Below are 23,573 nucleotides of genomic sequence, written 5' to 3' on the forward strand. Positions count from 1 at the left end.
ATGGCGGGAACGGTCCGTCACCTTCCGCCGGTGCTGGCCGTCGACGCGCCCGAACCGAACCACCATGATCATCCGATGCGGGTCGTCACCAACGACATGGCCGCCGGCGAGGCCTTCGATTCCGAACACCGCGCCGCGGTGCAGGCGTTGTTCGATTCGATGGCCGAAGGGTGGCACGCCCACGATGTGCCGGAGCGTCTGGTCGCACTCGAGGATGCGCTCGAACGTTGCGAGCTCCCCGAGGGGGTGCTCGTCGAGCTGGGCGCCGGCACGGGCATCGGCACCAGGGTCATCACCCGCTTCCGGCCGGTCCACGCCGCGATCGACCTGTCGGCCGGGATGCTCGCCCAGGCACCACCGGATCTCGCGCCATGGACCCGCGCCGATGCGAGCCGTCTGCCGCTGGCCGACCGTTCGGTCGATGTGCTGGTCCTGCTCAACATGTTGCTGTTCCCCGCCGAGGTCGAACGGGTGCTGGCGCCGTCCGGCACGCTCGTCTGGGTGAACACCCTCGGTGAGGCGACGCCGATCCACCTCTCGGCCGAGGCCGTGGTCGACGCGCTCCCCGGCCGGTGGTTCGCCGATGCATCTCGGGCCGGTGCGGGCACATGGTGCGTGGCTCGCCGGGCGGCCTCGCTCAGCTGAGGGTCACGCCCACCCACGCCAGGCCGATGCCGCCGACGATGGTTGCCGCCGCGTAGAGCAGCGCACGTCGGGGTCGGGTTCGGCCCAGCTCGAGGATCTCGATCACGAGCGTCGAAAACGTCGTGAGCGAACCGAGGGCTGCGATCCCGACGATCGTGGTGCTCGTCGCCGACGACCCGCTGAGCAGACCGAGCGCGAAGGCGCCGCCCAGGTTGGCAACGAGGGTTCCGGTGAGCGGGGGCAGCACGACCGAGAGCCGCCACCGGGCCAGCGTGCCGGCCGCCGCTGCACCCAGGAATGCCACGACGATCACGGGGTCCTCCGGCGGCCGCGCATGCCGAGCGAGCCGGCCCCGAGGCCGGCCACGAGACTGACGAGCAGCAAGAGCACCGCGTCGCCGGTCGCCCCGCGGTCGAGATCCCGTGCGATGTCGACGGCGAGCGTCGAGAAGGTCGTGAAGGCGCCACAGAAGCCGACTCCCGCGACGAGTCGCAGGTCGGGCCTTCCGCGAAGGAGACCGTGGGCGACCAGACCGAGCACGAACGCGCCGAGGCTGTTGACCGCGACGAGCGCCCACGCCGAACCGTCGGCGAGTTCGAGTGCGCCCCATCGCGCTGCGGCGCCGGCCATGCCGCCCAGAGCGACGAGGGTCGCCTTCGGTAGCTCCACGGTCGCACCGTAGGCTGCGGCGATGGACCTCGCAGCGATGCGCGAACAGTACGGCCTCATGGGTCTCGACGAGTCCGATCTCGCCGCGACGCCGATGGACCAGTTCGACGAGTGGTTTCGATCCTGGGTGTCGACGGAGCCCTACGACGCCAACCTCGCCACGGTGGCGACCGTCGACGCCGACGGTTGGCCGTCGTGTCGGGCGGTGCTGGTCAAGGGAGCCGACGAGCGAGGGTTCGTCTTCTTCACGAACCGCCATTCGGCGAAAGGGCGGGCCCTCGAAGTGGCCCCCCGGGCGGCCCTCACGTTCGTCTGGCGCGAGATCGAACGACAGGTCCGTGTGGTCGGCACGGTGGAGCACGTTGCCGACACCGAGTCCGACGACTACTTCGCGTCCCGGCCCCGGGGGGCCAGGATCGGGGCGTGGGCCAGCGACCAGTCGAGCGTGGTGGCGTCGCGGGCCGTTCTCGACGCACGCTTCGCAGAGATCGAACGCCGCTACCCCGGCGAGATTCCCCGTCCTCCCCACTGGGGCGGCTACCTGATCCGTCCTCTGGCGGTCGAGTTCTGGCAGGGGCGCCCCGATCGTCTCCACGATCGTCTCGAGTACCGATTGTCGGGCGACGGGAGTTGGATGGTCGTCCGTCTCGCTCCGTGAGCCTTCAGTGGGTCGGTGCAGGCGCCCAGGAGTCCACCGCGGCGCAGAGCACGTCGATCAGTTGATCGACCTGAGGCGCTCGACCGGTTCCCTGCCAATCCGACCACTCCGCCTCTTCGCGATTCCACCGGGTCGTCGGCGGCAGCTCGATCTGCACGCCGGCCTGGGTGGGAAGGTTGACGGGATTGGCGGGGTGCTGCCCGCGCAGGCCCCTGGGGATGTCGTCGAGTTCGTCGATGATCCCGAACCGCTCGTCGATCCCATCGCGCAGGTGGGCGCCCACGTGGGAGGCGAGGGCGCGATTGCGCCCGCCGAGGAGCAGGTCCCAGAAGCGGTCCTCGCGGCCGTAGCCGTGGATCGCGATGACGATGTCGACATGGTCGACGAAACGGGCCAACGCGCTCGAGTGGGTCGGATCGAACGCCGTCGAGGGGATGTGTTGGCGCAGCGGTGGCGCCTGGACCACGGCGTAGAGCGACGCGTCGGTTCTCTCGGCGACCTCGGCGGCGATCACGTCGGTGCAGCGTTCGAGGTTGCCCCCGTGGAACGCCATGATGCCGAAGGAACTGCGGAGTTCGCAGATCTCGGTGACCTCAGGACGTGCGAGCAGGTCGCGCAACATGCTGCGGACGATACCGATTCACCCGCCGCACCACGATCCAACCGACCAGGCCGACGACCATCATCTCGAGCGGGACGCCGCCGCGGCCCGGATCGGCGACCCAGTGGCCGATGCGTTCGGGCCAGCCGCCGAAGAACCGGACGAGCGGCAGGAGAATGAACTCACCGCCGTTGTAGATCTCGACGAGGAGATAGCCGACGACATAGGCCATCCCGACCGCCATCCGGGCCACGGCGTCGTCGAGGTCGTCTCGCCACGCGACGACGAGCGCCCCGATGATGCCCAACAGCGAGATCAGCCCGATCCGCTCCGTGGTCGTCTCCTGGATCCACGAACTCGCCGCTTCCTGGAACTCGAGGAAGTGATCGACCAGCAGGTTTCCGGCGTCGAACTCGTTGTTGATCACGACCTGGTAGTCCCAGATGCCGTAGTCGATCATGTAGATGCCGGCGAGGACGAGGAGCACGCCCGAGATCCGGCCGATGTAGGGGAGCAGGCGTCGCATGTTCGTGGCGACATTGCTCTTGGCGAGGGCAAGGCTCATCGTGAGGAACGTGATGACCACGCCCATGCCGATGGCGTAGGCGAGGAAGTTGCCGGTGCCGCGGGCGACGCCGTCCGACGAGAACGAGCTGCTCACGCCCGAGATGAAGATGCCGACGGTGCACGACAACGAGACCACTGCGTAGCTGACACCGAACATGAACACGGAACCGAGATTGCGGCTTCCCGTCCCCTTGTTCATCTTCGGGAGCCTGAGGTTGAGCTCCCGACCGAGCAGCATGCTGATGCCCAGCGGGATCAGGAGCACACCGATCGCGACGATCACATAGGGGACGTAGTCGGCGACGTCCCCCTGGTTGATCACGGTGGCGAAGAGGATCCCGAAGGTGCCGAACACGGCGACGAACCCCATCGTCATCACGAGGCCGACGACGAGGCCCCGGACGACGGTCGTCAGCCGTCGCTGATCGTGCTCCTTGCTCTCGATGCCGAGGAAGTACGAGAGGTACGCCGGCAGCATCGCGAATCCGCACGGGTTGAACGCGGCGAAGATCCCGAGACCGAAGGGCCAGGCGAACTCGCCCATCAGCGGATCTCCCCGTCGCACAGGGTGAACAGGTCGAACAGGCTGCACAGGGTGGCGGCGGGATGGGGAAGGGTCATGGGAACTCCACGAAAACGCTACCCGCACACTGCGGGTCGGCTGCGGTCGGCGGGGAAACCCGCTGACCGCCCCCGATGTTCCGATGACATGGCGCTGCCGGCGCAGTGCCGCTCCGATGAGAGGCCGGGGCTCGCTTCAGCCGTTGCCCGGGCCCGGGGGAGTCATGGAGTGCGACACCACGCCGGCATCACTGCCGCGTGGGGGAATGTGGTGGTCAGGCCGTCAGCCGCTCCGCGCGGTCGACGAGGTGGGCCGGGACGGGGATGACGGGCATCTGGTCCTCGGGGCGGGCGACCTTCGGCGGCCGACCCCGACGGCGTTTGACCGTGAGCATCTTGCCGTTCATGAACAGCTGTCCGCCCCAGACCCCCCACGGCTCCCGCCGTTCGAGTGCCCCCTCGAGGCACGATGCGAGAACCGTGCACTCGGCGCAGACCTGCTTCGCGGCCGCGATCTCGCCGATGTCTTCACTGAAGAAGAGGTCCGCCGCGTTGTCGACCGAGCGGCAGGCCGCGCGGTCCTCCCACGTCTCGTCGAGGGTGAGTGGTCTGCCGGTGAGTTGTGTGTCGACGAGGAGTCCCATGACCTCGTCTCCTTCCCTGGTGGGTGTGTTGCTTGTTGTTCTTGTTCTGGTGTTGCTGGTTGCTGGTCTGACGTTTCGGTCGATGCCCGAAAAGCGGAAAAGCCGCCGGATGTTCCGGCGGCCTCAGTGCTTCTCTCCCGTTTCTGGGTGACGGTGGTGTCACCCGGGAGAGGCTCCGGAGGGCCGCTGGTCGCCATACGGCTTCGTGGCAAATGCCCACGAGGTCGAGATGACGAGAGCCGTACGCACGTTCACGCGCGCACGAGCGGCGTCGGCGTTGTGGCCGTTCTGATGCTCGTTGCACATGAAGGTGTTCATGACGACTCCTGTCGCGACCGGTCTCTCCGGCAGGGGACACGGTCGCGGACGATCGGGCGTCCGTCAACCGAATTAATTCGACTTTCTCGGATTTCCCTCCGATGCGGCCCGATACGGTGCGGCGCATGGCCGAACCCGGTGCCGCAGAAATCACTCCGCGCCCGGCTCGGGGGCGGATCTTCACCACGGGGCGACGCGTGCGTCTCGCCGACGTCGATCCCACCGGCCGCTGTCGCCTCGATGCGCTCGTCCGGCATCTCCAGGACGTCGCCCGCGATGATTCTGCCGACTCCAACCTGTCCGATCCGATGAACTGGGTCGTGCGGCGCACGATGCTCGAGGTCCTGCGACCACCGGTGTTCGAGGAGTGGCTCGACATCGCGACCTGGTGCAGTGGCTTCGGCGGTCGGTGGGCCGAGCGCCGCACCGAGATCCGCGGTGAACGAGGCGCCCACGTCGAGGGGTCGACCGTGTGGGTCTTCGTCGATGCCGCGACGGGTCGGCCGGCCAAGCTCCCGCCCGACTTCTTCGACATCTGGGGTGAGACGGCCGGTGATCGTCAGATCTCCGCCCGCAACTCCCTGCCCTCGGCCTGGCCCGACGATGTGATCGACGACGAGTGGCCGGTGCGCTTCGGCGACCTCGACGTCCTCGGCCATGTCAACAACGCGGCACAGTGGATGGCGGTCGAGGAGGCCCTGGAACGGTCGGGACAGACGAAGTTCCCGGTACGGGCCGAGCTCGAGCACGGGCCCGGGGTCGAGCCGCAGACCGATGTGCGCCTCGAGTGGCGATCCGTCGACGGCGGCATCGACACCTGGCTCACCACCGACGGTGTCGCCGGCAGCGTGGCCCGGGTCCGTCCGCTGCGCGATGGGGCTACGCCGACGGAAGGCTGAAACGGAGCAGGCCGTCGGCATCGCGACGAGCGGTCGCCTCACCGATGACCCGGAGGTGTTCGAGATGGGCGTAGGTCTCGCTGGCCGCCATCTCGCCCCACGACCGCTCCTTGAAGAGGACCTTCATCCATGCGTCGACCGGCGCGTCGACATTGTCGTGCCGGGCGTCTCGGAGGAGCTGGAGCCGCTCGTCGTGGTGTTCACGGATGTGGGTGCACCGACCGGGAAGATCCTCGAACGGATGACCGTGGGCGGGGAGGGCACAGGTCAGGCCTTCGAGCGCGGCCACCTTGTCGAGCGAGCGGAAGAAGGTCGCCAGCGGATCGTCGACATCGGTGGAGCCGGCGATGTGTGGCGTGATGGTGGGCAGGACGTGGTCGCCGGACAGCAGCACGCCCTCCTCGGGATCGAACAGGCAGAGATGGTCGGTGGTGTGTCCCGGCGTGTGGACGGCGAACCAGTCGCGGCCGGCGAGGCGGACGGGGTCGGTGTCGGCCACCCGAATCGTCGGCTCGGGGCCGCGGAACCGCTTGTGGCCACCCTGCCCCATCGTGATCCACCGACGGATCGCGTCGTCGGGTGGCGGCTCCCTCGTGGTACCCCAGGGCGTCGGCTCGAACGATGCGAACTTGCGCTTCCAGAGCTCGATCAGCTCCTCCTCGTCGGCATCGAGGAGATCCATGTCGAGGTCGTCGTTGGTCTCGGCCACCAGCGACCGGAACGATTCGTGGGTGAGGACGTCGGCCCCGGCCTCTTCGCTGAGCTGGTCGGCGCCCCCGAAGTGGTCGGGGTGGGAGTGCGTGACGATCGTGGTGTGGACCCGCTGGAGGGGAATTCCGGCGGTCTTCAGCCGGTCCATGAGCGCTGCCCACGACTCGGGACCCGGCAGACCCGGGTCGACGAGAGCAAACCCGCGCTCGTCTTCGAGGGCGTAGGTGTTGACGTGGCCGAGCCCCGGCATCGAGATCGGGAGCTGCAGGCGCAAGACGCCGGGCGCGACCTCGATCACTTCTTCGGAGGCCGGCTCCTGTTCCTGCTTCGTGTAGACGGGTTCGGGCACCCCGGCACCCTATTGGGGCGGAGCCGAACTCACGAAGAGCGTGGTGCGATAGTGGCGTAGTTCGTCGAGGCTTTCCCGGATGTCGTCGAGTGCACGATGACCGGCGGCCTTCTTCGGTGCCGACGCGAACGCCTCGGGATGCCAACGCCGGGCGAGTTCCTTGAGCGTCGACACGTCGACCGAGCGATAGTGCAGGAACTCCTCGATCTCGGGCAACTGGGTCGCGAGGAAGCGCCGGTCGGTGCCGATCGAGTTGCCGCACAGCGGGACCGATCGTGCCTCCGGAATGTGTTCGCGCAGAAACGCCATGGTCTGGCGCCCGGCCTCCTCGAGGCTGAGCGGCGAGGTCGTGATCTTCTCGAGCAGCCCGCTGCGTGTGTGCATGTTGGTGACGAAGTCGTCCATCTCGGCGAGTTGATCGGCCGTGGCGTGCACGATCAGGTCGGGGCCCTCGGCGATCACTTCGAGGTCGTCGTCGGTCAGGAGGGTGGCGATCTCGACGATCGTGTGACGTGCAGGGTCGAGACCGGTCATCTCGAGATCCATCCAGGCGAGCATCGGGCCAGGGTAGACGGGCTGGGTAGGGTCGGGTCGTGATTGATCTTCCCGTGCTGCGCCTCGATCCCGAACTCCCCCTACCGGCCTACGCGAAAGTCGGCGATGCGGGGGTCGACCTCGTCGCCCGTGAGAACGTCATCCTCGAGCCCCGTGGTGGACGAGCGCTGGTTCCGACCGGCATCGCGATCGCGCTGCCCGACGGCTACGCCGGCTTCGTGCAACCCCGCAGCGGGCTGGCCCTCTCCCATGGAGTGACGGTCCTCAACACTCCCGGTCTGGTCGACAGCGGTTATCGCGGCGAGCTCAAGGTGTGCCTCGTCAATCTCGATCCCGACGAGCCGTTCGAGGTCGTCCGCGGGGAACGGATCGCCCAGCTGGTGGTGCAGGCCGTCGAGCATGTCCGGTTCATGGAGGTCGACGTGCTCGACGAGACCGACCGCGGCGACACGGGGTTCGGGTCGAGCGGGCGCTGAACGCCGCTACTCGTCGGGCTCGTCGGCCCGGTCGGCCGGCGTCTTGCGCAATCGCAGCCAGCCTCGCGCCGGGTCGACGTCGTAGTCGTCGACGAGCTCGCTCGCGATCGCATCGAAGCGGTGGACGGCCGCTTCTCCGACCTGGTGCCCGCCGTCTCGCGTCGCTTCCAGCTCGAAGCGGCCCTCCGTGAGCTTGAACACGATGTCGATGTCGGCGTCGGCGTCCTCGTCGAGACCATCGAGAAGCACGATCATCGCCTCGTCGATGGCGAGCCGGAGATCATCGATCTCCCCGAATCCCATGCCCTGGCGGATCGCGAGCGAGGCAGCGCCGACCCGGACGATTCTCGCGTAGGGCGCCCGTGCGGGCACCCGGAGCAGGATCTCGCTCGCATCGGTCTCGGACACGGCCCGAGTCTGGCACGGCGGCGGGCCGAGAGCCGACCGCGCCGGCCGCTAGCGTCGATCCGTGGCTGTGCTGGTGGACGACGCTCGGTGGGAATGGCGCGGCGGGCGCTGGGCCCATCTCGTCAGCGACCGGTCCTACGACGAGCTGCACGACTTCGCTCGTCGTCTCGGGGTGCGTCGGCTCGGGTTCCAGGGTGACCACTACGACGTCCACGAGGTGGATCGCGACCGGGCGCTCGCACTCGGCGCCGAACTCGTCGACAGCCGGGACCTGGTGCGTCGACTGCGTCGGGCGGGGTTGCGCAATCGTGCCGACAAGCCGATGTGGCAGCGAGTCGGTACGTGGCCATCGGGTGTCGCGGTGATGGCCGACGTCGTCGGAGAGTTGCTGGTCCGCGTCGACCGCCTCGAGATCGACACGACCCTCGCCGATGTCGGTCTCTTCGTCGACGCGCGGCAGCGGGTGTTGCTGTGTGATCTCCCGGCGACGGTGGCCGTCCCAGGGCCGGCCGAGCCCCACGCGACGGGCCGTCGAGCCGACGGTACGTGGAGTGTGGAGCTCTTCCATCCGGCTTGAGTGCGGCGCCGGGCCGGTAGCCTTTTGGCCGTGGCTCTCTACGTGCAGAAGTTCGGCGGCACCTCCGTCGGAGACCCCGATCGCATCCGGGAAGTGGCCGATCATGTCGCCCGTTGCCGCAAGAAGGGCGATCAGGTCGTGCTCGTCGTGTCGGCCATGGGCAAGGAGACCGACGAACTGCTGCGGCTCGCCGACCAGGTCTCGACCACCAAACCCGGCCGGGAGATGGACATGCTCATCACGGGCGGAGAGCGCAAGGCCTGCGCACTGGTCTCGATGGCGTTGCACGACAAGGGGATCGAGAGCGACTCGTTCACCGGCAGTCAGGCGGGCTTCCTGACCGACAGCACGCACCGCAACGCGAAGATCCTCGACGTCAACCCCTACCGGGTCCGCGAAGCGCTCGATGCCGGCCGGGTGCCCGTGGTCGGCGGTTCGCAGGGCGTGTCCACCGAGCACGACGTCACCTTCTTCGGTCGTGGTGGATCCGACACGACGGCGGTTGCCCTCGCCCATGCGCTCGGCGCCGATGCCTGCGAGCTCTACACCGACGTCCCCGGTGTGTTCACCACCGATCCCCGTGTGGTCGCCAACGCCCGGAAGATGGACCACATCTCATTCGACGAACTGCTCGAGATGACCGCCACCGGTTGTCCGAAACCGGCCATGCGGTCGGTCGAGCTCGCCCGTTCTCACGGTGTCGCCCTGCATGTCCGCAGCGCGTTCTCGTGGATTCCGGGAACCTGGGTCACCGAGGAGGCCACCATGGAACGCGCCATCATCTCTGCGGTCACGCACGACACCTCGGAGGCCAAGATGACGGTCTCGGGGGTGAGCGACCGGCCCGGCGTGGCGGCCCTGCTGTTTCGCACCCTGTCCGATGCCGAGGTCAACGTCGACATGATCGTGCAGAACGTGTCGGCCGAAGGACGCACCGACATCAGCTTCACGTTGCCGCACGAGCAGGTCGGCGCCGCGCAGCCCGCCATCGCCGCGATCACGGGCGAGCTCGGTTCCCACGCGGTGCTGATCGACGACGACATCGCCCGGGTCAGTCTCATCGGCGCCGGGATGCAGACCAACCCGGGCGTCGCCGCAACCATGTTCGAGACCATGGCCGACATCGGGATCAACATCGAGATGATCTCGACCTCCGCGATCAGGATCTCGTGCGTTGTCCGCGAGGACATGGCGGAGGACGCCGTCGCCGCGTTGCACGAAGCGTTCCAGCTCGACAAGGCGCCCGAGGACCGCGACGACCCCTGATCCACGACGGTGGGGCTACTGTCGTCGACCATGGAGCGACCCACCGCACTGGTCACCGGCGCAAGTCGCGGTCTCGGCAAGGCGATCGCCATCGCCCTCGCCGAGGCCGGCTACGACGTGGCGATCACGGCCCGGACGATGGTCGACGGTGAACGGCGACTCGAAGATGACGAGACGATCGTCGTCCCTGGAGGACTCGACACCACGGCGTCGGCGATCGAGGCGGCCGGTGGCCGGGCCGTGCCGCTGTTCATGGATCTCCTCGATCGCCCGACCGTCGTGTCCGCCGTTGCCGACGCGCTGGCCGCGTTCGGCCGGATCGACGTCGTCGTCAACAACGCCATCTACCAGGGGCCCGGGGCGATGGTCGAGTTCCTCGACCTCGACGACGACCAGATCGGCAAGCTCTTCGAAGGCAATGTCTTCGCCCAGATCGCGCTGCTCCACGAGCTCTTGCCCGCCATGATCGCGGCCGGCGGTGGCACGGTCGTGAACATGATCTCGGCCACCGCCTATGCCACGCCGAAGAACCGGATCGGCAGCGGTGGTTGGGGGATGGGCTACGCGATGACGAAGGCCGCGTTCGAACGCGTCGCTCCGCTGCTCGAAGTCGAGCACGCAGACGACGGCATCCATGCCTTCAGCGTGGATCCCGGGCACGTGCCGACCGAACGGCAGGTCGCCGCCGGACGGGCGAAGCAGTACGAAGGCAACTTCACCGCAGGCACACCACAGGCCATCGGTGCCGCCGTGGCCTGGATCTGCACGAGTCCCGATGCAGCGGAATACCGCGGCCGGATCGTCCCGGCCCAGAAGATCGTGAAGGAACGCGGCCTGCTCGGTTGACCCGGCGGTTGGACAGGCCGCCTCAGGCGGAGTAGCTCCTTGCCATGGTTCGCCGCACGGTTCCCGTCCTGTTGTTGCTCGCGTTGCTGGCTTCGGCCTGTTCCGACGATGCGGATCCTGCCACCGACGCAGACCCGGCCGCAGCGGCGGACGACACGACCGACGCCGACACGGGGGTCGACGATGGGTCGGCGGCGGTGGCCGGGGCGCTCGAGGTGGTGGGCAGGGCGGAGTACGTGACGGGCGGCGACGTCCTCGTCCACTACGACGGCCCGGAGGACGAACCGACGTTCACGGTCGACGGTGTCGCGCTCGACTCGACCTCCCGGGGGAACGGCTACCACGTGGTCCGAGGACTCGGTCTCGGGGCGTCGACGATCCAGGCGGGCGGCAGTCGTGTCGATGTGGTGAACCATCCGATCACCGGGCCGGTGTTCTCCGGTCCGCACCAGGAGCCGTTCTTCTGTGCGCTCGACGTTTACGGGCTCACGCCGACCGGCGACGACGACTGTTCGGCCGAAACCTCGGTGCAGTTCGGCTACGTCGGCGACGACGGGTTCGTCGAGACCGACGACGTCCCGGACGGCATCACGCCGATCCGGCTCGAGACGGGCACGATCAATCGGGGGATCTACTCGATCGCGGTGGCCGATCCCTCGTTCGGTGCCGATCCGATTCCCGCCGGGAAACACCTGATCTACCTCTTCGGTGGGGGCTGCGGCAATGGCCACATCCAGGCGAGCGGGCTGGTGCCGGGCTCGTCGGTTCTCGATGCCGACGCGCTCGAGGCGGGCTACATCCTGGCGACCTCCTCGCTCAACGTGTTCCAGGCCCACTGCAACGACGTCCTCTCGGCCGAGACCCTGATGATGACGAGAGAACGGGTGGAGGAACTGGCCGGTCCGATCGGCCTCACCATCGGTCGAGGAGGCTCGGGCGGCGCCATCCAGCAGTACTCGATCGTGCAGAACTATCCGGGGCTCCTCGATGCGGTGCACGCCAGCGTGAGCTTCCCCGACAGCGCCACGATCTCCGGCGGGGTCACCGACTGCGGACTCCTGCTCGAGTTCTACGGGAGCGAGGCCGGTGCATCGTTCACCCCCGAACAACAGCTGGCGGTCAACGGCCACGGGACGGTGCAGTTCTGCGAGGCGTGGTCGCAGCTGTTCCTCCCCAGCGTCTACGCCGACCGGGGTTGCGACGAGTCGGTCCCGCTCGCCGAGATCTACGACGCCGACACGAACCCGGACGGCATCCGGTGCACGCTCCAGGACTCGGCCTCGAACCTCTTCGGCGTCGACGAGAACGGCTTCGGGCGGCGGCCGCTCGACAACGTCGGCGTGCAGTACGGGCTCGACGCCCTCGAGGCCGGCGTGATCAGCGTCGACCAGTTCCTCGATCTCAACGAGGCGATCGGCGGCTACGACATCGACGGCGACATCGTCGCGGAACGGGCCGCTGCCGACCCCGACGTGATCGAGCTGACCTACGCCACCGGCCGGGTGCTGCGCGGCGACGGTGGTGTTCTCGACGTCCCCATCATCGACGTCGACCTCTACAGCGACTTCGGCTACGACATCCACGACCGCTTCCGGCTGTTCACCATCCGGGCCCGGATGGCGAACGACGACGGCAGCCCCGCCGGGAACCGCGTCATCTGGACCCGGAGCGGTTCGGGGCTCCTCACCCTCGTGGGCGGTGGTGACGCTCCGCTGGTCGACGAGGGACAGGTCGTTCCCTCCGAGACCGACATCGCCGATCTGCTCGTCGAGTGGGCGTCGACGGGCACCCGACCCGAGGGCGTGGCCGACGACTGCGTGATCGAGGACGTCCGCATCGTGGGTGACGACGTGTTCGACGACGGTGAGCCGTGCGCCGAGGCCTATCCCTACCACGGCGACCCGCGTACCGCAGCCGGTCAACCCCTTGCCAACGACATCCTCAAGTGCACCACGAAGACCCCCGAACCCGACGACTACGAGGTCGAGTTCAGTCCGGAACAGTTCGCCCGTCTGGAGCTCGTCTTCCCCGACGGCGTGTGTGACTACACCGCCGCCGGGGTCGGGCAGGTGCCGCTGCGCGGAACCTGGTTGGAGTACTGACATGGTCGAGATCCACGGCCATGTCGACCCGGCGTTCTCGGCGGTACACGACGGGTTCGCCGAGAACTTCGCCCAGGGCGACCTCGGGGCATCGTGCGCGGTCATCCACGGCGACGAGCTCGTCGTCGACCTGTGGGGTGGCCACCGAGACGTCGCCGCGACCCTTCCATGGGAACGCGACACGATCGTCAACGTCTGGTCGACCACGAAGATGATGGCCGCCCTCTGTGTGTTGGTGCTGCACGATCGTGGTGAACTCTCGGTCGACGACCCCGTCGCCGACCACTGGCCCGAGTTCGCGGTCGAGGGAAAGCAGGGTGTGCGTGTTCGGCATGTGCTGAGCCACACCGCGGGATTGGCGGGTTATGACCCGCCGATCACCGAGGAGGAGATGTACGACACGGTCGGCTGCGCGGCCCGGCTGGCCCGCCAGGCGCCCTGGTGGCCGCCCGGCACGGCGTCGGGCTACCACTCGTCCACCCAGGGGCCGCTGCTCGGCGAGATCGTCCGTCGGGTCGACGGCCGCTCGTTGGGTGTGTTCTTCCGGGAGGAGATCGCGGGTCCCCTCGGAGCGGACTTCCACATCGGCACCCCCGACTCGGCGTTCCCACGGATCGCCGAGGTCCGGACCGACGAGATCGATGTCAGCGTCGCCGTGGGCGACTCGATCGCGGCGCGGCAGTCCCAGGGCGAACCGTCGCATGCCTCGATGGTCAACACCGATCGGTGGCGTCGCTTCGAGCAGCCGGCGAGCAACGGCCACGGCAACGCCCGCTCGGTGGCCAGGATCGTCTCCTGCCTGGCGAGAGGCGGTGTGGTCGACGGCCACCGTGTCCTCTCCGAGGCGACGATCGAGCGCTGCTTCGAGGTGCAGGCCGACGGGATCGATCTGGTGCTCGGTATCCCGGTGAAGTTCGGTATCGGGTTCGGCATGCCGTCGGAGGGCATCCCGATGGGCACCAACGACCGCACCCTGCTGTGGGCCGGCTGGGGCGGCTCGATGGCGGTGGTCGACGTCGAGCACGGGCTCACCGCCGTCTACGTGATGAACCGCATGCAGGACGGCGCCACCGGCGGCATCCGCTCGGCCCGGGTGATCTTCGCCGCCCACGAGAGCGCGCGGCGTATCCGGGACGCGTGACCGGTCCGCTGCTCAGATGTTGGTCAGGGGGTGGCCGGCATCGACGAGACCCCGGGACGGAAGGTCCAGGGAGGGGGTCGACGTCTGCTGCCAGAACGGCGGTTCGTTGTACCCCAGTGCGGCCGCTGCGCCCTCGTCGGTGACCCGCCGCTGCTCCCGCTTGCGCAGGACTCCGGCGAAGGACGTGAGCCCGATCCCGACGATGCCGCTGAGCACGGCGGGTGCGAGCAGCTTCAGGCTCACCGATCGGACGGCGATCTCGGCCGACCGATAGCCGGTCAGTTCGCCGATCAGGTAGGGCAGGGCGACCGCGGCGATGGCGCAGATGAGCCCGAAGCCGACGACCCAGCGGCCGATCCATCCGGCCAGCGGATGGCGTCGGGGATGAAGGGCGAGCCCGATGGGAACGAGCAGCGAGGCGAGCAACGAGGCGCGCAGGGTCCGGGCGGCGAGATCGGCGGCAGTGGTGAAGTCGGGAAGGGTGTCGCCGTCGATGGTCCACAGCATCGCGTCGGCCGGGATGATCGACGCCAGACGCGGCGAGTTCGCCTCGATGACGGCGCGGACCGCAGTGCTCAGTGCGGTGAGATCCACCACATCCGGATCGTGCTCGACCGTCACCCGGGAGTGGATCTCGGCGGCGACGGCATGGAGTTCGGCCCGTACGAGTTCGTCGTCGAGGACGAGCCCCGAGACGCGGTTGGCCTCCTCGGTCACGTCCAGGCCGTAGGCGGCGGCGACGGCGGCCAGGTCGTCGCCGACGAGTCCGTTCTCGATCCCCACGGCCAACTCGGCCTGGATCTCTTCGCGGGCGAGCGGATCGTCGAGCATCGAATCGAACGCCCGTAGCGACGGCTCGGCGTCGATCACGAGGAGCCGGAGACCGATGATCACGGCGGTGATCGTGACGGCAACCACACCGATGCCCACGAGGAGCGCGGCTCCGCGCGCACGGATCCCGGCCGGCGACTTGGTCGGGACGCGCGACGCCCGGATGGGGGCGTCGAGATAGACGCTGCCGGTGCGCTGCTGCATCGATCCACCTCCGATCCGTTCGCGTGTGCGGGTGGCGGGTTGATCCGCACGCTCGCCGGTCACCCGTGTCTTCGGAACACAATCGCCGCGGGTGTAGAGGAACCTCGCCGACGGTGGGGAGTCGATCGGCCCATCTTCTCCGCGAGCTGGGTCGAACGGCCCACGCCGGATGCGCGAGACTCGCGTCCGGGCCATCCGGCCTTCGACCGACCACGAGGAGTGCAAGATGACGGCGCAGAACCGAGCGGTGGTGGCGTCCCTGGCCGATGCCTGGGCCGCTCAGGACATCGAGGCGATCATGGGGCACTTCACCGACGACATCGTGTACCACAACATGCCGATGGAACCCGCCGAGGGAACCGAGGCGGTACGTGCCGCGATCGAAGGATTCCTCGCGATGGCCGACTCGATCTCCTTCGAGACCCTGCACGAGGTGGCGGAGGGCGACGTCGTGCTCAACGAGCGGGTCGACACGTTCGTGATCGCCGGCAACCCGACGCCCATCGAGGTCATGGGCATCTTCGAGCTGCGAGATGGCAAGATTGCCCGATGGCGCGACTACTTCGACATGGCCGGCCTCACCGGCGGATGACCCCGGCGGATCGGTGATGCAGACGATCGAATCGACGGTCTCGACACGGGTACGAACCCGCTGGATTCGACAGCCGGGGTGGGACGCGCTGATGGCGTTCGCATGGGTGCCGTTCGCGGCGGCGGCGCTCGCCTGGAGCGGGCAGACCGATCGCCTCGAGTGGCTCGTTGCCGCCACCCTGGTCTTCTCGGTCTCGCACCAGCCGCTCACGATGCCGCTGGTCTACGCCGATCCCCACGTGCGGACTTCGCGTCCCGTGATCTTCGGCCTCTCGCCGTTCATCGTCATGTCGCTCGTGCTGATCGGACTCCAGCTCGACCCGGTGGTCATCGCGGTGGTCGCGGGCGTGTGGAACGCCGGGCACACCCTGCAGCAGCGCTACGGCATCACGCGGATCTACGGACGCAAGGTCGGGCAGGGCGACGGTACGGTCGAACATCGGCTGCTCTGGTCGATGCTCGTCCTCGCGCTCCTCGTCGCCGCCGCCGACTCGGCGACCCCGGACCGGATCGCCTCGGCAGGCCTCGGTGGCCGCAACCAACGCGGTCTCGACATCCTGACGAACGCGGCCCCGGTGGCTCGCTACCTGGCCCCGTTGATGGGCGTGGTGGTGGCCGTGTTGGTGGTGCAGTGGCTTCGCCAGGAGCTGGCGGCGGACCAGGTCAACCCGGCCAAATGGCTCTACCTCGGTTCCACCGCCGGGCTGATCGGACTGACGATGGTCTCGCCGTTGGCCGGGTTCGTCGGCTACGTGGGCTCCCACGCCGCCGAGTACTACCTCATCGTCCACAACCATCTGGCGGACCGCTACCCCGACGCGGTCACCGACGGTGGCGCGCCCCTCGGCCGAGCGGTACGGAGCCGTCCCGGGCCGCTGGGACTGATGGCGGCCTACGCCGTCGGCATCGCCGTGTTCATATGGGCGGTGCGGTCGTTCGGGAGCTACCAGGTCTACGCCGCGGTCTTCTTGACCCTCGGTGCCCTCCATCTCTTCTACGACGGTCTCATCTGGAAGCTGCGCCGGCCCGAGGTCGCCCGCGGGTTCCAGATCCCGGCCTCGAGCTGAACCGGCCCGGCGTGGACGGGCTGCTGTCGATCGACGAGGTCGATGCCGCGGCGGCGCAGCTCGACGGTGTTGTCCATCGCACGCCGGTGGTGACGAGCCGAACGCTCGACGCGCATGCCGGAGCGAGGGTCTTCGCGAAAGCCGAATGCTTCCAGCGTTCGGGTTCGTTCAAGTTCCGAGGGGCCTACAACTCCCTGGCGGTGCTCGACGACGACGCTCGCCGCGGCGGTGTCGTCGCCTATTCGTCGGGCAACCATGGCCAGGCGGTGGCCCTCGCCGCGTCGCTTTTCGGCATTCCCGCGACGATCGTGATGCCCTCCGACGCGCCCGGTATCAAGCGGGCGGCCGTCGAGGGTTACGGCGCCCGGGTGATCACCTACGACCGCTATCGAGAGAACCGCGAAGCGATCGGTGCGACGCTCTCGGCCGAGCACGGTGCCGCGCTCATCCCGCCGTTCGATCATCGACCGGTGATGGCCGGCCAGGGGACGGCGGCGCTCGAGCTCCTCGAATCGTCGGGGCCGCTCGACACGCTCGTGGTGCCGGTCGGCGGCGGTGGCCTGATCGCCGGCAGCGCGACCGTCGCGAAGGCGGCGGGCAACGTCTCGGTGATCGGCGTGGAACCGGCCGCCGGTGACGACGCCAGGCGCTCGCTGGAATCCGGCGAGATCGTGACGATCGAGACGCCCCGCACCATCGCCGATGGTCAACAGACCACCTCGGTGAGCGAGGCCACCTTCGCAGTCATGCAGGCGCGCGTGAACGAGATCGTGACCGTGACCGACGAACAGATCCGCGAGGCGATGATCTTCGCGTTCGAGCGATGCAAGATCGTGCTCGAACCGAGCGGTGCGTGCGGGCTCGCGGCGGTGCTGACCGGCTCGATTCCGGGTGATCGGATCGGGGTGATCCTCTCGGGGGGCAACATCGACGCCCGCCGGTTCGGCGAGCTGGTCGGATGCGGCGCGTCGTCAGGCTGAGGCGGTGACGGTGTCGGTGTCGACGCCGGAGCGCATCACCTTGCCGGGAAGCGCGTCGGTGGCGGTGCCGTCGACGACGGTGGTGACGCCGTTGACGAGCACGCGACGAATACCCGTGGCCTCCGAGTAGAGGCGTCGGCTGTCGCCTGGCAGATCGAAGACCAGTTCGACGTCGGTGGCGCCGATCTCGTCGGGATCGAAGATCACGATGTCGGCGAAGTAGCCCTCCTCGAGGCGACCGCGGTCGCGGAGACCGAACAGCCGGGCGGGTACGTCGGTGAGGTGACGGATCGCGTTCTCCATCGTGGTGAGCTTGCGGCCGCGGAGGCAGTCGTCGAGCCAGGCGGTGGTGTAGGGCGCACCCGCCATCCGGTCGAGATGGGCGCCGGCATCGGACCCGCCGATCATCACCGCGTCGTGTTCCCACGCCTGAGCCCGCAGGCGCCAGCTCTCGGGATCGTCGTCGGTCGGCAGCGGCCACCAGACGGTGCGGAGGTCGTCGTTGAGGGAGATCTCCACCATCGTGTGGAACGCCCGCATGCCACGCTCGCGGGCGATGTCGCCCACGCGGCGGCCCTTGAGGCCCTCGTTGGCCTCGCTGTAGGTGTCGCCGACCAGATAGTTGTCCCATCCCGTGAGGCGGGAGAAGACCCCGGCCTCGGGCAGTGCCGCCTGGTTCTCGAGCCAGGTCACGACCTCGGGGTCGCGCAGCTTCTCCATGCGTTCGGGAACGTCGAGACCGAAGACGGTCTTCCATTCCGGCAACTGATGGAGCGCACAGAAGGTGCCGAGGCTCATGTTCATGCCGACGAGGATCGGCATGGTGAGGGCCACCACGCGGGCGCCGGCGTCGTTGGCCTTCTCGCACGCGTCGATCTGGTTGAGGTAGGCCTCGGGCCGGGCGGAGTCGATGGTGAGGACATTCCAGTTGAGCGGTCGATTGCCCTCGATCGACATCTTCGTCATGAGCTCGACTTCACCGTCGTTGAAGCCGTTGAGGCACCCGTCGGCCACCCATTCGAGGGTGGTTCCCTCGTGCTGGGAGGTCTCGCGGCAGAGCTCGAGGACTTCCTCCTCGGCCGCCCAACGGCTCGGCACGGGATTGCCGTCCCAGTCGTTGTGGGTGAACGAACGGCCGGTCGAGAAACCGAGCCCGCCCGCTTCGATCGATTCCTTCAGCATCCGGCGCATCTCGGCAACCTGCTCGGGGGTCGCCTCGTTGCCGACCGCGTCGTCCTTCATCACCACACGACGCAGGGCGCAGTGCCCCACCAGGAAGCCGACATTGATCGCGGTGCCGTTCTCGTCGACCCGGTCGAGGTACTCGCCGAAGGAGTTCCAGTTCCAGGGCACGCCCAGCTCGAGGGCCTCGAGCGCCATACCCTCGACCTTCACCATCATCCGCTTGAGGTACTCGCCGTCGGCTGCGTCGCCCAGCGGGGCGAGGGTGAAACCGCAGTTGCCGGCGATCATCGAGGTGACCCCGAAATAGTTGGACGGCGTGGCCCGCGGATCCCAGAACAGTTGGGCGTCGTAGTGCGTGTGAGGATCGACGAAGCCGGGGCACACGGTGAGGCCCACCGCATCGATCGTCTCCCTCGCCTCCTCGGTGACGTCGCCGATCGCGACGATGCGTCGGTCGCGGATGCCGATGTCGGCCCGCACCCCTGGGGCACCGGTGCCGTCGACCACGGTGCCGCCCTTGATGATCACGTCGAGCATGTGTGCCGTCCTCCGAGTAGAAGTGCCCGCCATCGTATGGGTCGGCCGCGCGTTCTGACGAGTCGTCAGGGCCTGGTCGTGTGTGGCTAGCGATCCCGCCTTCGGGGTGCGAGGCTGCCGCCCATGAGTGAACGCATCTTGCAGCTGGTGGCCGACATGACTCTCGACGAGAAAGTCGCGGCCGTGACCGGGCTCGACATGTGGCACACGCGTCCCAACGAGCGGCTGGGCATCCCGAAGATGAAGGTGACCGACGGACCCAACGGTGCACGGGGCGACGGCCTCATGGGTACCGGAGCGCAGACCGCGTGCATCCCGTCCGGCTCGGCGCTCGGCGCGACCTGGGACCCCGAGTTGGTGGAACGTCTCGGTGAGATCCTCGGCGACGAGGCCGTCGCGAAGAAGGCCCATGTGCTTCTCGCTCCCACCATCAACCTGCACCGTTCGCCCAAGGGGGGCCGCAACTTCGAGTGCTACAGCGAGGATCCGATCCTCACCGGCCGACTGGCCGCCGCGTTCGTGCGTGGCGTGCAATCCAAGGGAGTGGCGACGACGGCCAAGCACTTCGTGGCCAACGACTCCGAGTTCGAGCGCAACTCGATCGACACGCAGGTCGACGAGCGGACGCTGCGCGAGGTCTACCTGGTGCCCTTCGAGCACGCCGTCAAGGACGGCGATGCGTGGGGGGTCATGAGCGCCTACAACCGGCTGAACGGGACGTTCTGTTCCGAACACGAATGGCTGCTCACCACCGTCCTGCGCGACGAATGGGGCTTCGACGGCTTCGTGGTCACCGACTGGTTCGCTGCTCGATCGACTGCTGACATGGCCAACGCCGGGCTCAGCCTCGAGATGCCGGGGGAGGGTCGGTTCTACGGCCCGGCGCTTGCGGCCGCAGTCGAATCCGGTGAGGTGAGCGTCGACGCGCTCGATCGGATCGTGCTCGACGTGCTGCGCACGATGGAACGCACCGGCGCCCTCGACGGCGACGGCGACTTCACCGAAGGGACGCTCGACCGTCCCGAGGACCGTGCCACCATTCGCGCCGCTGCTGCCGCCGGCTCCGTGCTCCTGCGCAACGATGGCATCCTGCCGCTCGACCCGGCCGGCCTGACCAAGATCGCGATGATCGGGCCCAACGCGCTCAACGCCAAGGTCATGGGTGGGGGCTCGGCCAAGGTCAACGCCTACCGGGCGACCTCGCCGCTCGACGCGCTGACGGCCCGCCTTCCCGATGTCGAGGTCTCCTGGGAGAAGGGCAGCGACATCGATCGAACGACTCCGCCACTCAGTCGCCCGCTGGTCGATGGAAGCGTCACGCTCGACTTCTTCGACGGCCAGGACTTCGCCGGCGATCCTGTCTGCACGCACGAGCGGTCCTCGCTCGAGACGCTTGCCTTCGGTGCGCCGGCGCCGGGGGTGTCCGCCGAAGCCTTCTCGATCCGGGCGACGTGCACGGTCGTTCCCACCGTCTCCGGTCCGCACGAGTTCCGCCTGATCCAGTGCGGCCGGGCGCGGGTGCTGGTCGACGGAGAGGTGGTCATCGATGCGACCGAGGGCGAGATTCCGTCGGGTACCGCGTACTTCGGGTTCGGCAGCGACGAGATCCCGGGCACGGTCGAGTTGACCGCGGGCACTCCCGTCGAGGTCGTGACCGAGTACTCGAACCGCGATGCCGTGCTCCTCGGCGGGTTCACGGTGGGTGTCGTCGCCCTCGTCGAGGAGGATCTCCTCGCCCGGGCCGAGGCGCTCGCCGCCGGGAGCGATGTCGCCATCGTCGTGGTCGGCACCAACGACGACTGGGAGACGGAAGGACGCGACCGCGACCTGTGGGAGCTTCCCGGCGACCAGCCCGAGCTGATCTCACGGGTGTGCGCGGCGAATCCGCGGACCATCGTCGTCGTGAACGTCGGTGCACCCCACGACCTGAGCTGGATCGACGAACCGGCAGCGGTGCTCAGCGTCGGGTTCGGCGGTCAGGAACTCGGCGACGCGCTGGTCGACATGCTCCTCGGCGACGTCGAGCCCAGCGGGCGGGCCCCCACGACGGTCGGGGCGCGCTACGAACACTTCGGTGCGTACCCGAACTATCCGGGCGACAACAGCATCGTGCGCTACGGCGAGGGGCTCTTCACCGGCCACCGCTTCCACGACGCGATGGCGATCGAGCCTGCCGTCCCGTTCGGATTCGGGCTGGGCTACACCTCGTTCTCGATCGGTGCGCCACGGGCGGCGACCCTTGCCGCCACGGGCGACACGATCTCGGTGGCCGTCGACGTGACCAACACGGGCGACCGGGCCGGGTCCGAGGTCGTGCAGGTCTACGTCGAGCCGATCGATCCGGCACTCATCCGGCCCGTGCGAGAGCTGAAGGCCTTCCGCAAGATCATGCTGGAACCCGGCGCAACGGAGACGGTGACACTCGAACTCGACGCCAGGGCGTTCGCCTACTTCGACGTCGGCGATCCGATCTGGGACGAGCTGCAGTCCGGCATGCCCGTTCCCGCCCACGGCGACGCGCTGCACCGGGCCACCCCGGGTTGGTACGTCGACCCGGGCCGCTACCGGGTCGTGGTCGGCCGTTCGTCGCGGGAGTTCGCGGGGGATGTGGTGGTCACGCTCGAGGGCGAGCCCGCGCTGCTCGATCGCTAGACCGCGACGAAGCCGATGAGGTTGTGGGTGACCACGGCGTCGTCGGCACCACGATCGACGACCTTGACGACGGCGATGTGCTGCCCGATGGGTTCGACGACCGCCTCGAAGGGTCCGACCCGTCCCATGGTCACGTAGCGCACGTCGAAACTGGTGGTCACGAGGTCGTGGCCGGAAGCGGCTTCGAGGTGGCGCTGGGCCGCCAACTCGGCCAAGAGCGCGGCGACGCCACCCTGCAGGATGCCGGCCGGATTGAGGAGCTCCGGGCGCTTGTCGACTTCGAGTCCGCGGACGGTCGCCAGGGGGGCGAGCAGTTCGGCCAGGGGGGCGTCCGGTGGATGCCAGACCGACATGGAGTCCGACGGGAAATTGGGCCGCGGCGGGTCCTGCGGGCGGCGGGGAAGACGGATGAAGGTCGACACGCCCGTGGCGGTCGCGTCGCCGTGGTCGTCGACCATGGGGAAGTCGATCGAGATCGTGCGGCCGGCCCGCTGTACCGCCGGAGTTCCGTTGATCCTCTCGGTCGCCACGGGAGTGCGGCGAATGCCGATGTCGACGGTGAAGCTCCAGTCGTCGCCGGAGGCCATCTCGGCCGCGAAGCCGCCCCCCACGTCGACCAGCATGACGAGTGTCGATCCGAGCGCCATGCCGTGCGAGCAGATCTCGGGAGAGACCTGCAGCCAGCATTCGACCGAGTCGTCGACATGTCGTAGATGGGAACCCATCTGCGAGGGCAGGGAGCGCGGCTGCATGGGGAGATCGGTCACCGACGGGAAGATAGCGGGCCAGCCGGGGCGGGAACGAATGGGAGGTACGCAGCGTTTCCTGCTGAGATGGCAGGTGCGAGAAGGCACTGTCGCAAGCCCTGAGGAGTGGCAGCCATGTTGTTCGGACGTGACAAGCAAGAGATGCCCGATCCCGCCGACGCGTTGCCGGGTCGGCCCGATCCGGTGCCTGTGCCCGATGCGCATCTCGTCCTGGGAACGCCGCTCGTCGGCCCGTACCCGGACGGAATGGAGACCGCCCTGTTCGGTCTCGGGTGCTTCTGGGGGGCAGAGAAGTTCTTCTGGGATCTCGACGGGGTCTACACGACGGCGGTCGGCTACGCCGGCGGCTACACCCCGAATCCGCTCTACGAAGAGGTCTGCACGGGTCGGACGGGTCACAACGAGGTCGCGTTGGTCGTGTTCGACCCCGAGATCGTCTCCTACGAGGCCCTGCTGAAGGTGTTCTGGGAGGTCCACGACCCGACCCAGTTCATGCGCCAGCACAACGACATCGGCACCCAGTACCGCAGCGAGATCTACGTGTTCTCCGAGGAGCAGCGCGATGCGGCCGAGGCGAGCAGGGCCAAGTACCAAGATGCCCTCAGCCGCAACGGGTTCGGCGACATCGAGACCACGATCGTCGACGCCCCGACGTTCTATTTCGCCGAGCCCTACCACCAGCAGTATCTCCACCGGAACCCCGGCGGCTATTGCAACCACGGCCACTGCCAGGTCCGCTACGACCTCACCGACTCCTAGCCGACCC

Annotated in this window: 25 protein-coding genes; 14 read left to right on the forward strand and 11 right to left on the reverse strand. The window is 68.3% G+C overall.

Annotated elements, in window-relative coordinates:
• A complete protein-coding gene (locus R2707_18470; GenBank protein ID MEZ5247078.1) occupies positions 1 to 645 on the forward strand; it encodes a class I SAM-dependent methyltransferase in 645 nt (214 codons plus the stop codon).
• On the opposite strand, the gene R2707_18475 is transcribed toward R2707_18470, so the two are convergent.
• Complete coding sequence (locus R2707_18475; GenBank protein MEZ5247079.1) at positions 638 to 958, reverse strand: CrcB family protein; 321 nt, start codon at positions 956 to 958, stop codon at positions 638 to 640. The two genes, R2707_18470 and R2707_18475, sit on opposite strands and share 8 nt — an antisense overlap.
• Positions 955 to 1,314, reverse strand: coding sequence for a CrcB family protein (locus R2707_18480; GenBank protein ID MEZ5247080.1), 360 nt, complete (start codon positions 1,312 to 1,314; stop codon positions 955 to 957). Before R2707_18480 ends, R2707_18475 begins: the two co-directional genes overlap by 4 nt.
• A 22-nt stretch (positions 1,315 to 1,336) precedes the next feature.
• Here R2707_18480 and pdxH point away from each other — a divergent pair, with 22 nt between their 5' ends.
• Positions 1,337 to 1,972 carry a pyridoxamine 5'-phosphate oxidase gene (gene pdxH / locus R2707_18485; GenBank protein ID MEZ5247081.1) on the forward strand — a complete coding sequence of 212 codons (636 nt, stop codon included), beginning with the start codon at positions 1,337 to 1,339 and terminating at the stop codon, positions 1,970 to 1,972.
• A gap of 4 nt (positions 1,973 to 1,976) precedes the next feature.
• Here pdxH and R2707_18490 read toward each other — a convergent pair whose 3' ends face one another.
• From R2707_18490 to R2707_18500, 3 genes are all read right to left on the reverse strand, one after another.
• Complete coding sequence (locus tag R2707_18490) at positions 1,977 to 2,594, reverse strand: poly-gamma-glutamate hydrolase family protein (GenBank protein MEZ5247082.1); 618 nt, start codon at positions 2,592 to 2,594, stop codon at positions 1,977 to 1,979.
• A complete protein-coding gene (locus tag R2707_18495) occupies positions 2,566 to 3,684 on the reverse strand; it encodes a cytochrome c biogenesis CcdA family protein (GenBank protein ID MEZ5247083.1) in 1,119 nt (372 codons plus the stop codon). The genes R2707_18490 and R2707_18495 overlap by 29 nt, the downstream gene beginning before the upstream one ends.
• 292 nt (positions 3,685 to 3,976) lie before the next feature.
• Positions 3,977 to 4,345: a WhiB family transcriptional regulator gene (locus tag R2707_18500; GenBank protein ID MEZ5247084.1), complete on the reverse strand. Its 369-nt coding sequence runs from the start codon at positions 4,343 to 4,345 to the stop codon at positions 3,977 to 3,979.
• Between the two features lie 443 nt (positions 4,346 to 4,788).
• On the opposite strand from R2707_18500, the gene R2707_18505 reads away from it, so the two are divergent.
• The gene (locus R2707_18505) at positions 4,789 to 5,562 is read left to right on the forward strand and encodes a thioesterase (protein MEZ5247085.1); all 774 of its coding nucleotides are present in this window, start codon (positions 4,789 to 4,791) and stop codon (positions 5,560 to 5,562) included.
• Here R2707_18505 and R2707_18510 read toward each other — a convergent pair.
• A complete protein-coding gene (locus R2707_18510; protein ID MEZ5247086.1) occupies positions 5,543 to 6,622 on the reverse strand; it encodes an MBL fold metallo-hydrolase in 1,080 nt (359 codons plus the stop codon). The genes R2707_18505 and R2707_18510 overlap by 20 nt on opposite strands.
• Before the next feature lie 9 nt (positions 6,623 to 6,631).
• Positions 6,632 to 7,180 (reverse strand): oligoribonuclease, encoded by a 549-nt coding sequence (gene orn, locus R2707_18515; GenBank protein ID MEZ5247087.1) that lies wholly within the window; start codon positions 7,178 to 7,180, stop codon positions 6,632 to 6,634.
• Positions 7,181 to 7,215: 35 nt separating this feature from the next.
• Between orn and dut the strand changes: the two genes are divergently transcribed.
• Positions 7,216 to 7,653: a dUTP diphosphatase gene (dut, locus tag R2707_18520; protein ID MEZ5247088.1), complete on the forward strand. Its 438-nt coding sequence runs from the start codon at positions 7,216 to 7,218 to the stop codon at positions 7,651 to 7,653.
• Between the two features lie 6 nt (positions 7,654 to 7,659).
• Here dut and R2707_18525 read toward each other — a convergent pair whose 3' ends face one another.
• Complete coding sequence (locus tag R2707_18525) at positions 7,660 to 8,061, reverse strand: hypothetical protein (protein ID MEZ5247089.1); 402 nt, start codon at positions 8,059 to 8,061, stop codon at positions 7,660 to 7,662.
• 61 nt (positions 8,062 to 8,122) lie between these two features.
• On the opposite strand from R2707_18525, the gene R2707_18530 reads away from it, so the two are divergent.
• The 5 genes from R2707_18530 to R2707_18550 are packed head-to-tail and all read left to right on the forward strand — an operon-like array spanning position 8,123 to position 13,993.
• On the forward strand, positions 8,123 to 8,638 hold the full coding sequence (locus R2707_18530) for a DUF4031 domain-containing protein (GenBank protein ID MEZ5247090.1): 516 nt from the start codon (positions 8,123 to 8,125) through the stop codon (positions 8,636 to 8,638).
• Positions 8,639 to 8,668: 30 nt separating this feature from the next.
• A complete protein-coding gene (locus R2707_18535) occupies positions 8,669 to 9,904 on the forward strand; it encodes an aspartate kinase (protein ID MEZ5247091.1) in 1,236 nt (411 codons plus the stop codon).
• A 30-nt stretch (positions 9,905 to 9,934) separates the two neighbouring features.
• On the forward strand, positions 9,935 to 10,750 hold the full coding sequence (locus tag R2707_18540; protein ID MEZ5247092.1) for an SDR family oxidoreductase: 816 nt from the start codon (positions 9,935 to 9,937) through the stop codon (positions 10,748 to 10,750).
• Between the two features lie 44 nt (positions 10,751 to 10,794).
• Complete coding sequence (locus tag R2707_18545; GenBank protein MEZ5247093.1) at positions 10,795 to 12,852, forward strand: DUF6351 family protein; 2,058 nt, start codon at positions 10,795 to 10,797, stop codon at positions 12,850 to 12,852.
• A gap of 1 nt (position 12,853) precedes the next feature.
• Positions 12,854 to 13,993 carry a serine hydrolase domain-containing protein gene (locus R2707_18550; protein ID MEZ5247094.1) on the forward strand — a complete coding sequence of 380 codons (1,140 nt, stop codon included), beginning with the start codon at positions 12,854 to 12,856 and terminating at the stop codon, positions 13,991 to 13,993.
• A 12-nt stretch (positions 13,994 to 14,005) separates the two neighbouring features.
• On the opposite strand, the gene R2707_18555 is transcribed toward R2707_18550, so the two are convergent.
• Complete coding sequence (locus tag R2707_18555; GenBank protein ID MEZ5247095.1) at positions 14,006 to 15,028, reverse strand: hypothetical protein; 1,023 nt, start codon at positions 15,026 to 15,028, stop codon at positions 14,006 to 14,008.
• A gap of 226 nt (positions 15,029 to 15,254) precedes the next feature.
• Between R2707_18555 and R2707_18560 the strand changes: the two genes are divergently transcribed.
• Genes R2707_18560 through R2707_18570 form a run of 3 tightly spaced genes read left to right on the forward strand, consistent with a single transcriptional unit; the run spans position 15,255 to position 17,666 of the window.
• Positions 15,255 to 15,620 (forward strand): nuclear transport factor 2 family protein, encoded by a 366-nt coding sequence (locus R2707_18560; protein ID MEZ5247096.1) that lies wholly within the window; start codon positions 15,255 to 15,257, stop codon positions 15,618 to 15,620.
• Between the two features lie 16 nt (positions 15,621 to 15,636).
• Positions 15,637 to 16,686 carry a hypothetical protein gene (locus R2707_18565; GenBank protein MEZ5247097.1) on the forward strand — a complete coding sequence of 350 codons (1,050 nt, stop codon included), beginning with the start codon at positions 15,637 to 15,639 and terminating at the stop codon, positions 16,684 to 16,686.
• Between the two features lie 11 nt (positions 16,687 to 16,697).
• Entirely contained in the window at positions 16,698 to 17,666 is a 969-nt protein-coding gene (locus R2707_18570) for a pyridoxal-phosphate dependent enzyme (protein ID MEZ5247098.1), read from the forward strand.
• Here R2707_18570 and R2707_18575 read toward each other — a convergent pair.
• Positions 17,658 to 19,388 carry an amidohydrolase family protein gene (locus tag R2707_18575; GenBank protein MEZ5247099.1) on the reverse strand — a complete coding sequence of 577 codons (1,731 nt, stop codon included), beginning with the start codon at positions 19,386 to 19,388 and terminating at the stop codon, positions 17,658 to 17,660. The two genes, R2707_18570 and R2707_18575, sit on opposite strands and share 9 nt — an antisense overlap.
• Before the next feature lie 123 nt (positions 19,389 to 19,511).
• Between R2707_18575 and R2707_18580 the strand changes: the two genes are divergently transcribed.
• Positions 19,512 to 22,040, forward strand: coding sequence for a glycoside hydrolase family 3 N-terminal domain-containing protein (locus tag R2707_18580; GenBank protein MEZ5247100.1), 2,529 nt, complete (start codon positions 19,512 to 19,514; stop codon positions 22,038 to 22,040).
• Here the strand turns inward: R2707_18580 and R2707_18585 are convergent.
• Positions 22,037 to 22,807, reverse strand: a complete 771-nt coding sequence (locus R2707_18585; GenBank protein MEZ5247101.1) for a hypothetical protein — start codon at positions 22,805 to 22,807, stop codon at positions 22,037 to 22,039. The genes R2707_18580 and R2707_18585 overlap by 4 nt on opposite strands.
• 114 nt (positions 22,808 to 22,921) lie before the next feature.
• Between R2707_18585 and msrA the strand changes: the two genes are divergently transcribed.
• Complete coding sequence (msrA, locus tag R2707_18590) at positions 22,922 to 23,566, forward strand: peptide-methionine (S)-S-oxide reductase MsrA (GenBank protein MEZ5247102.1); 645 nt, start codon at positions 22,922 to 22,924, stop codon at positions 23,564 to 23,566.
• Positions 23,567 to 23,573: the final 7 nt, after the last annotated feature.

This window comes from Acidimicrobiales bacterium, assembly GCA_041394245.1.
In the GTDB taxonomy this organism is placed as follows: Bacteria; Actinomycetota; Acidimicrobiia; order Acidimicrobiales; family Aldehydirespiratoraceae; genus JAJRXC01.

Bases quoted from the DNA above. Each gene is read 5' to 3' on its own strand.
- R2707_18470 (MEZ5247078.1), top strand. From the start codon at position 1: ATGGCGGGAACGGTCCGTCACCTTCCGCCGGTGCTGGCCGTCGACGCG.
- pdxH (MEZ5247081.1), top strand. From the start codon at position 1,337: ATGGACCTCGCAGCGATGCGCGAACAGTACGGCCTCATGGGTCTCGAC.
- R2707_18490 (MEZ5247082.1), bottom strand. From the start codon at position 2,594: ATGTTGCGCGACCTGCTCGCACGTCCTGAGGTCACCGAGATCTGCGAA.
- R2707_18495 (MEZ5247083.1), bottom strand. From the start codon at position 3,684: ATGGGCGAGTTCGCCTGGCCCTTCGGTCTCGGGATCTTCGCCGCGTTC.
- R2707_18500 (MEZ5247084.1), bottom strand. From the start codon at position 4,345: ATGGGACTCCTCGTCGACACACAACTCACCGGCAGACCACTCACCCTC.
- R2707_18505 (MEZ5247085.1), top strand. From the start codon at position 4,789: ATGGCCGAACCCGGTGCCGCAGAAATCACTCCGCGCCCGGCTCGGGGG.
- orn (MEZ5247087.1), bottom strand. From the start codon at position 7,180: ATGCTCGCCTGGATGGATCTCGAGATGACCGGTCTCGACCCTGCACGT.
- R2707_18540 (MEZ5247092.1), top strand. From the start codon at position 9,935: ATGGAGCGACCCACCGCACTGGTCACCGGCGCAAGTCGCGGTCTCGGC.
- R2707_18545 (MEZ5247093.1), top strand. From the start codon at position 10,795: ATGGTTCGCCGCACGGTTCCCGTCCTGTTGTTGCTCGCGTTGCTGGCT.
- R2707_18550 (MEZ5247094.1), top strand. From the start codon at position 12,854: ATGGTCGAGATCCACGGCCATGTCGACCCGGCGTTCTCGGCGGTACAC.
- R2707_18555 (MEZ5247095.1), bottom strand. From the start codon at position 15,028: ATGCAGCAGCGCACCGGCAGCGTCTATCTCGACGCCCCCATCCGGGCG.
- R2707_18560 (MEZ5247096.1), top strand. From the start codon at position 15,255: ATGACGGCGCAGAACCGAGCGGTGGTGGCGTCCCTGGCCGATGCCTGG.
- R2707_18565 (MEZ5247097.1), top strand. From the start codon at position 15,637: ATGCAGACGATCGAATCGACGGTCTCGACACGGGTACGAACCCGCTGG.
- R2707_18575 (MEZ5247099.1), bottom strand. From the start codon at position 19,388: ATGCTCGACGTGATCATCAAGGGCGGCACCGTGGTCGACGGCACCGGT.
- R2707_18580 (MEZ5247100.1), top strand. From the start codon at position 19,512: ATGAGTGAACGCATCTTGCAGCTGGTGGCCGACATGACTCTCGACGAG.
- msrA (MEZ5247102.1), top strand. From the start codon at position 22,922: ATGTTGTTCGGACGTGACAAGCAAGAGATGCCCGATCCCGCCGACGCG.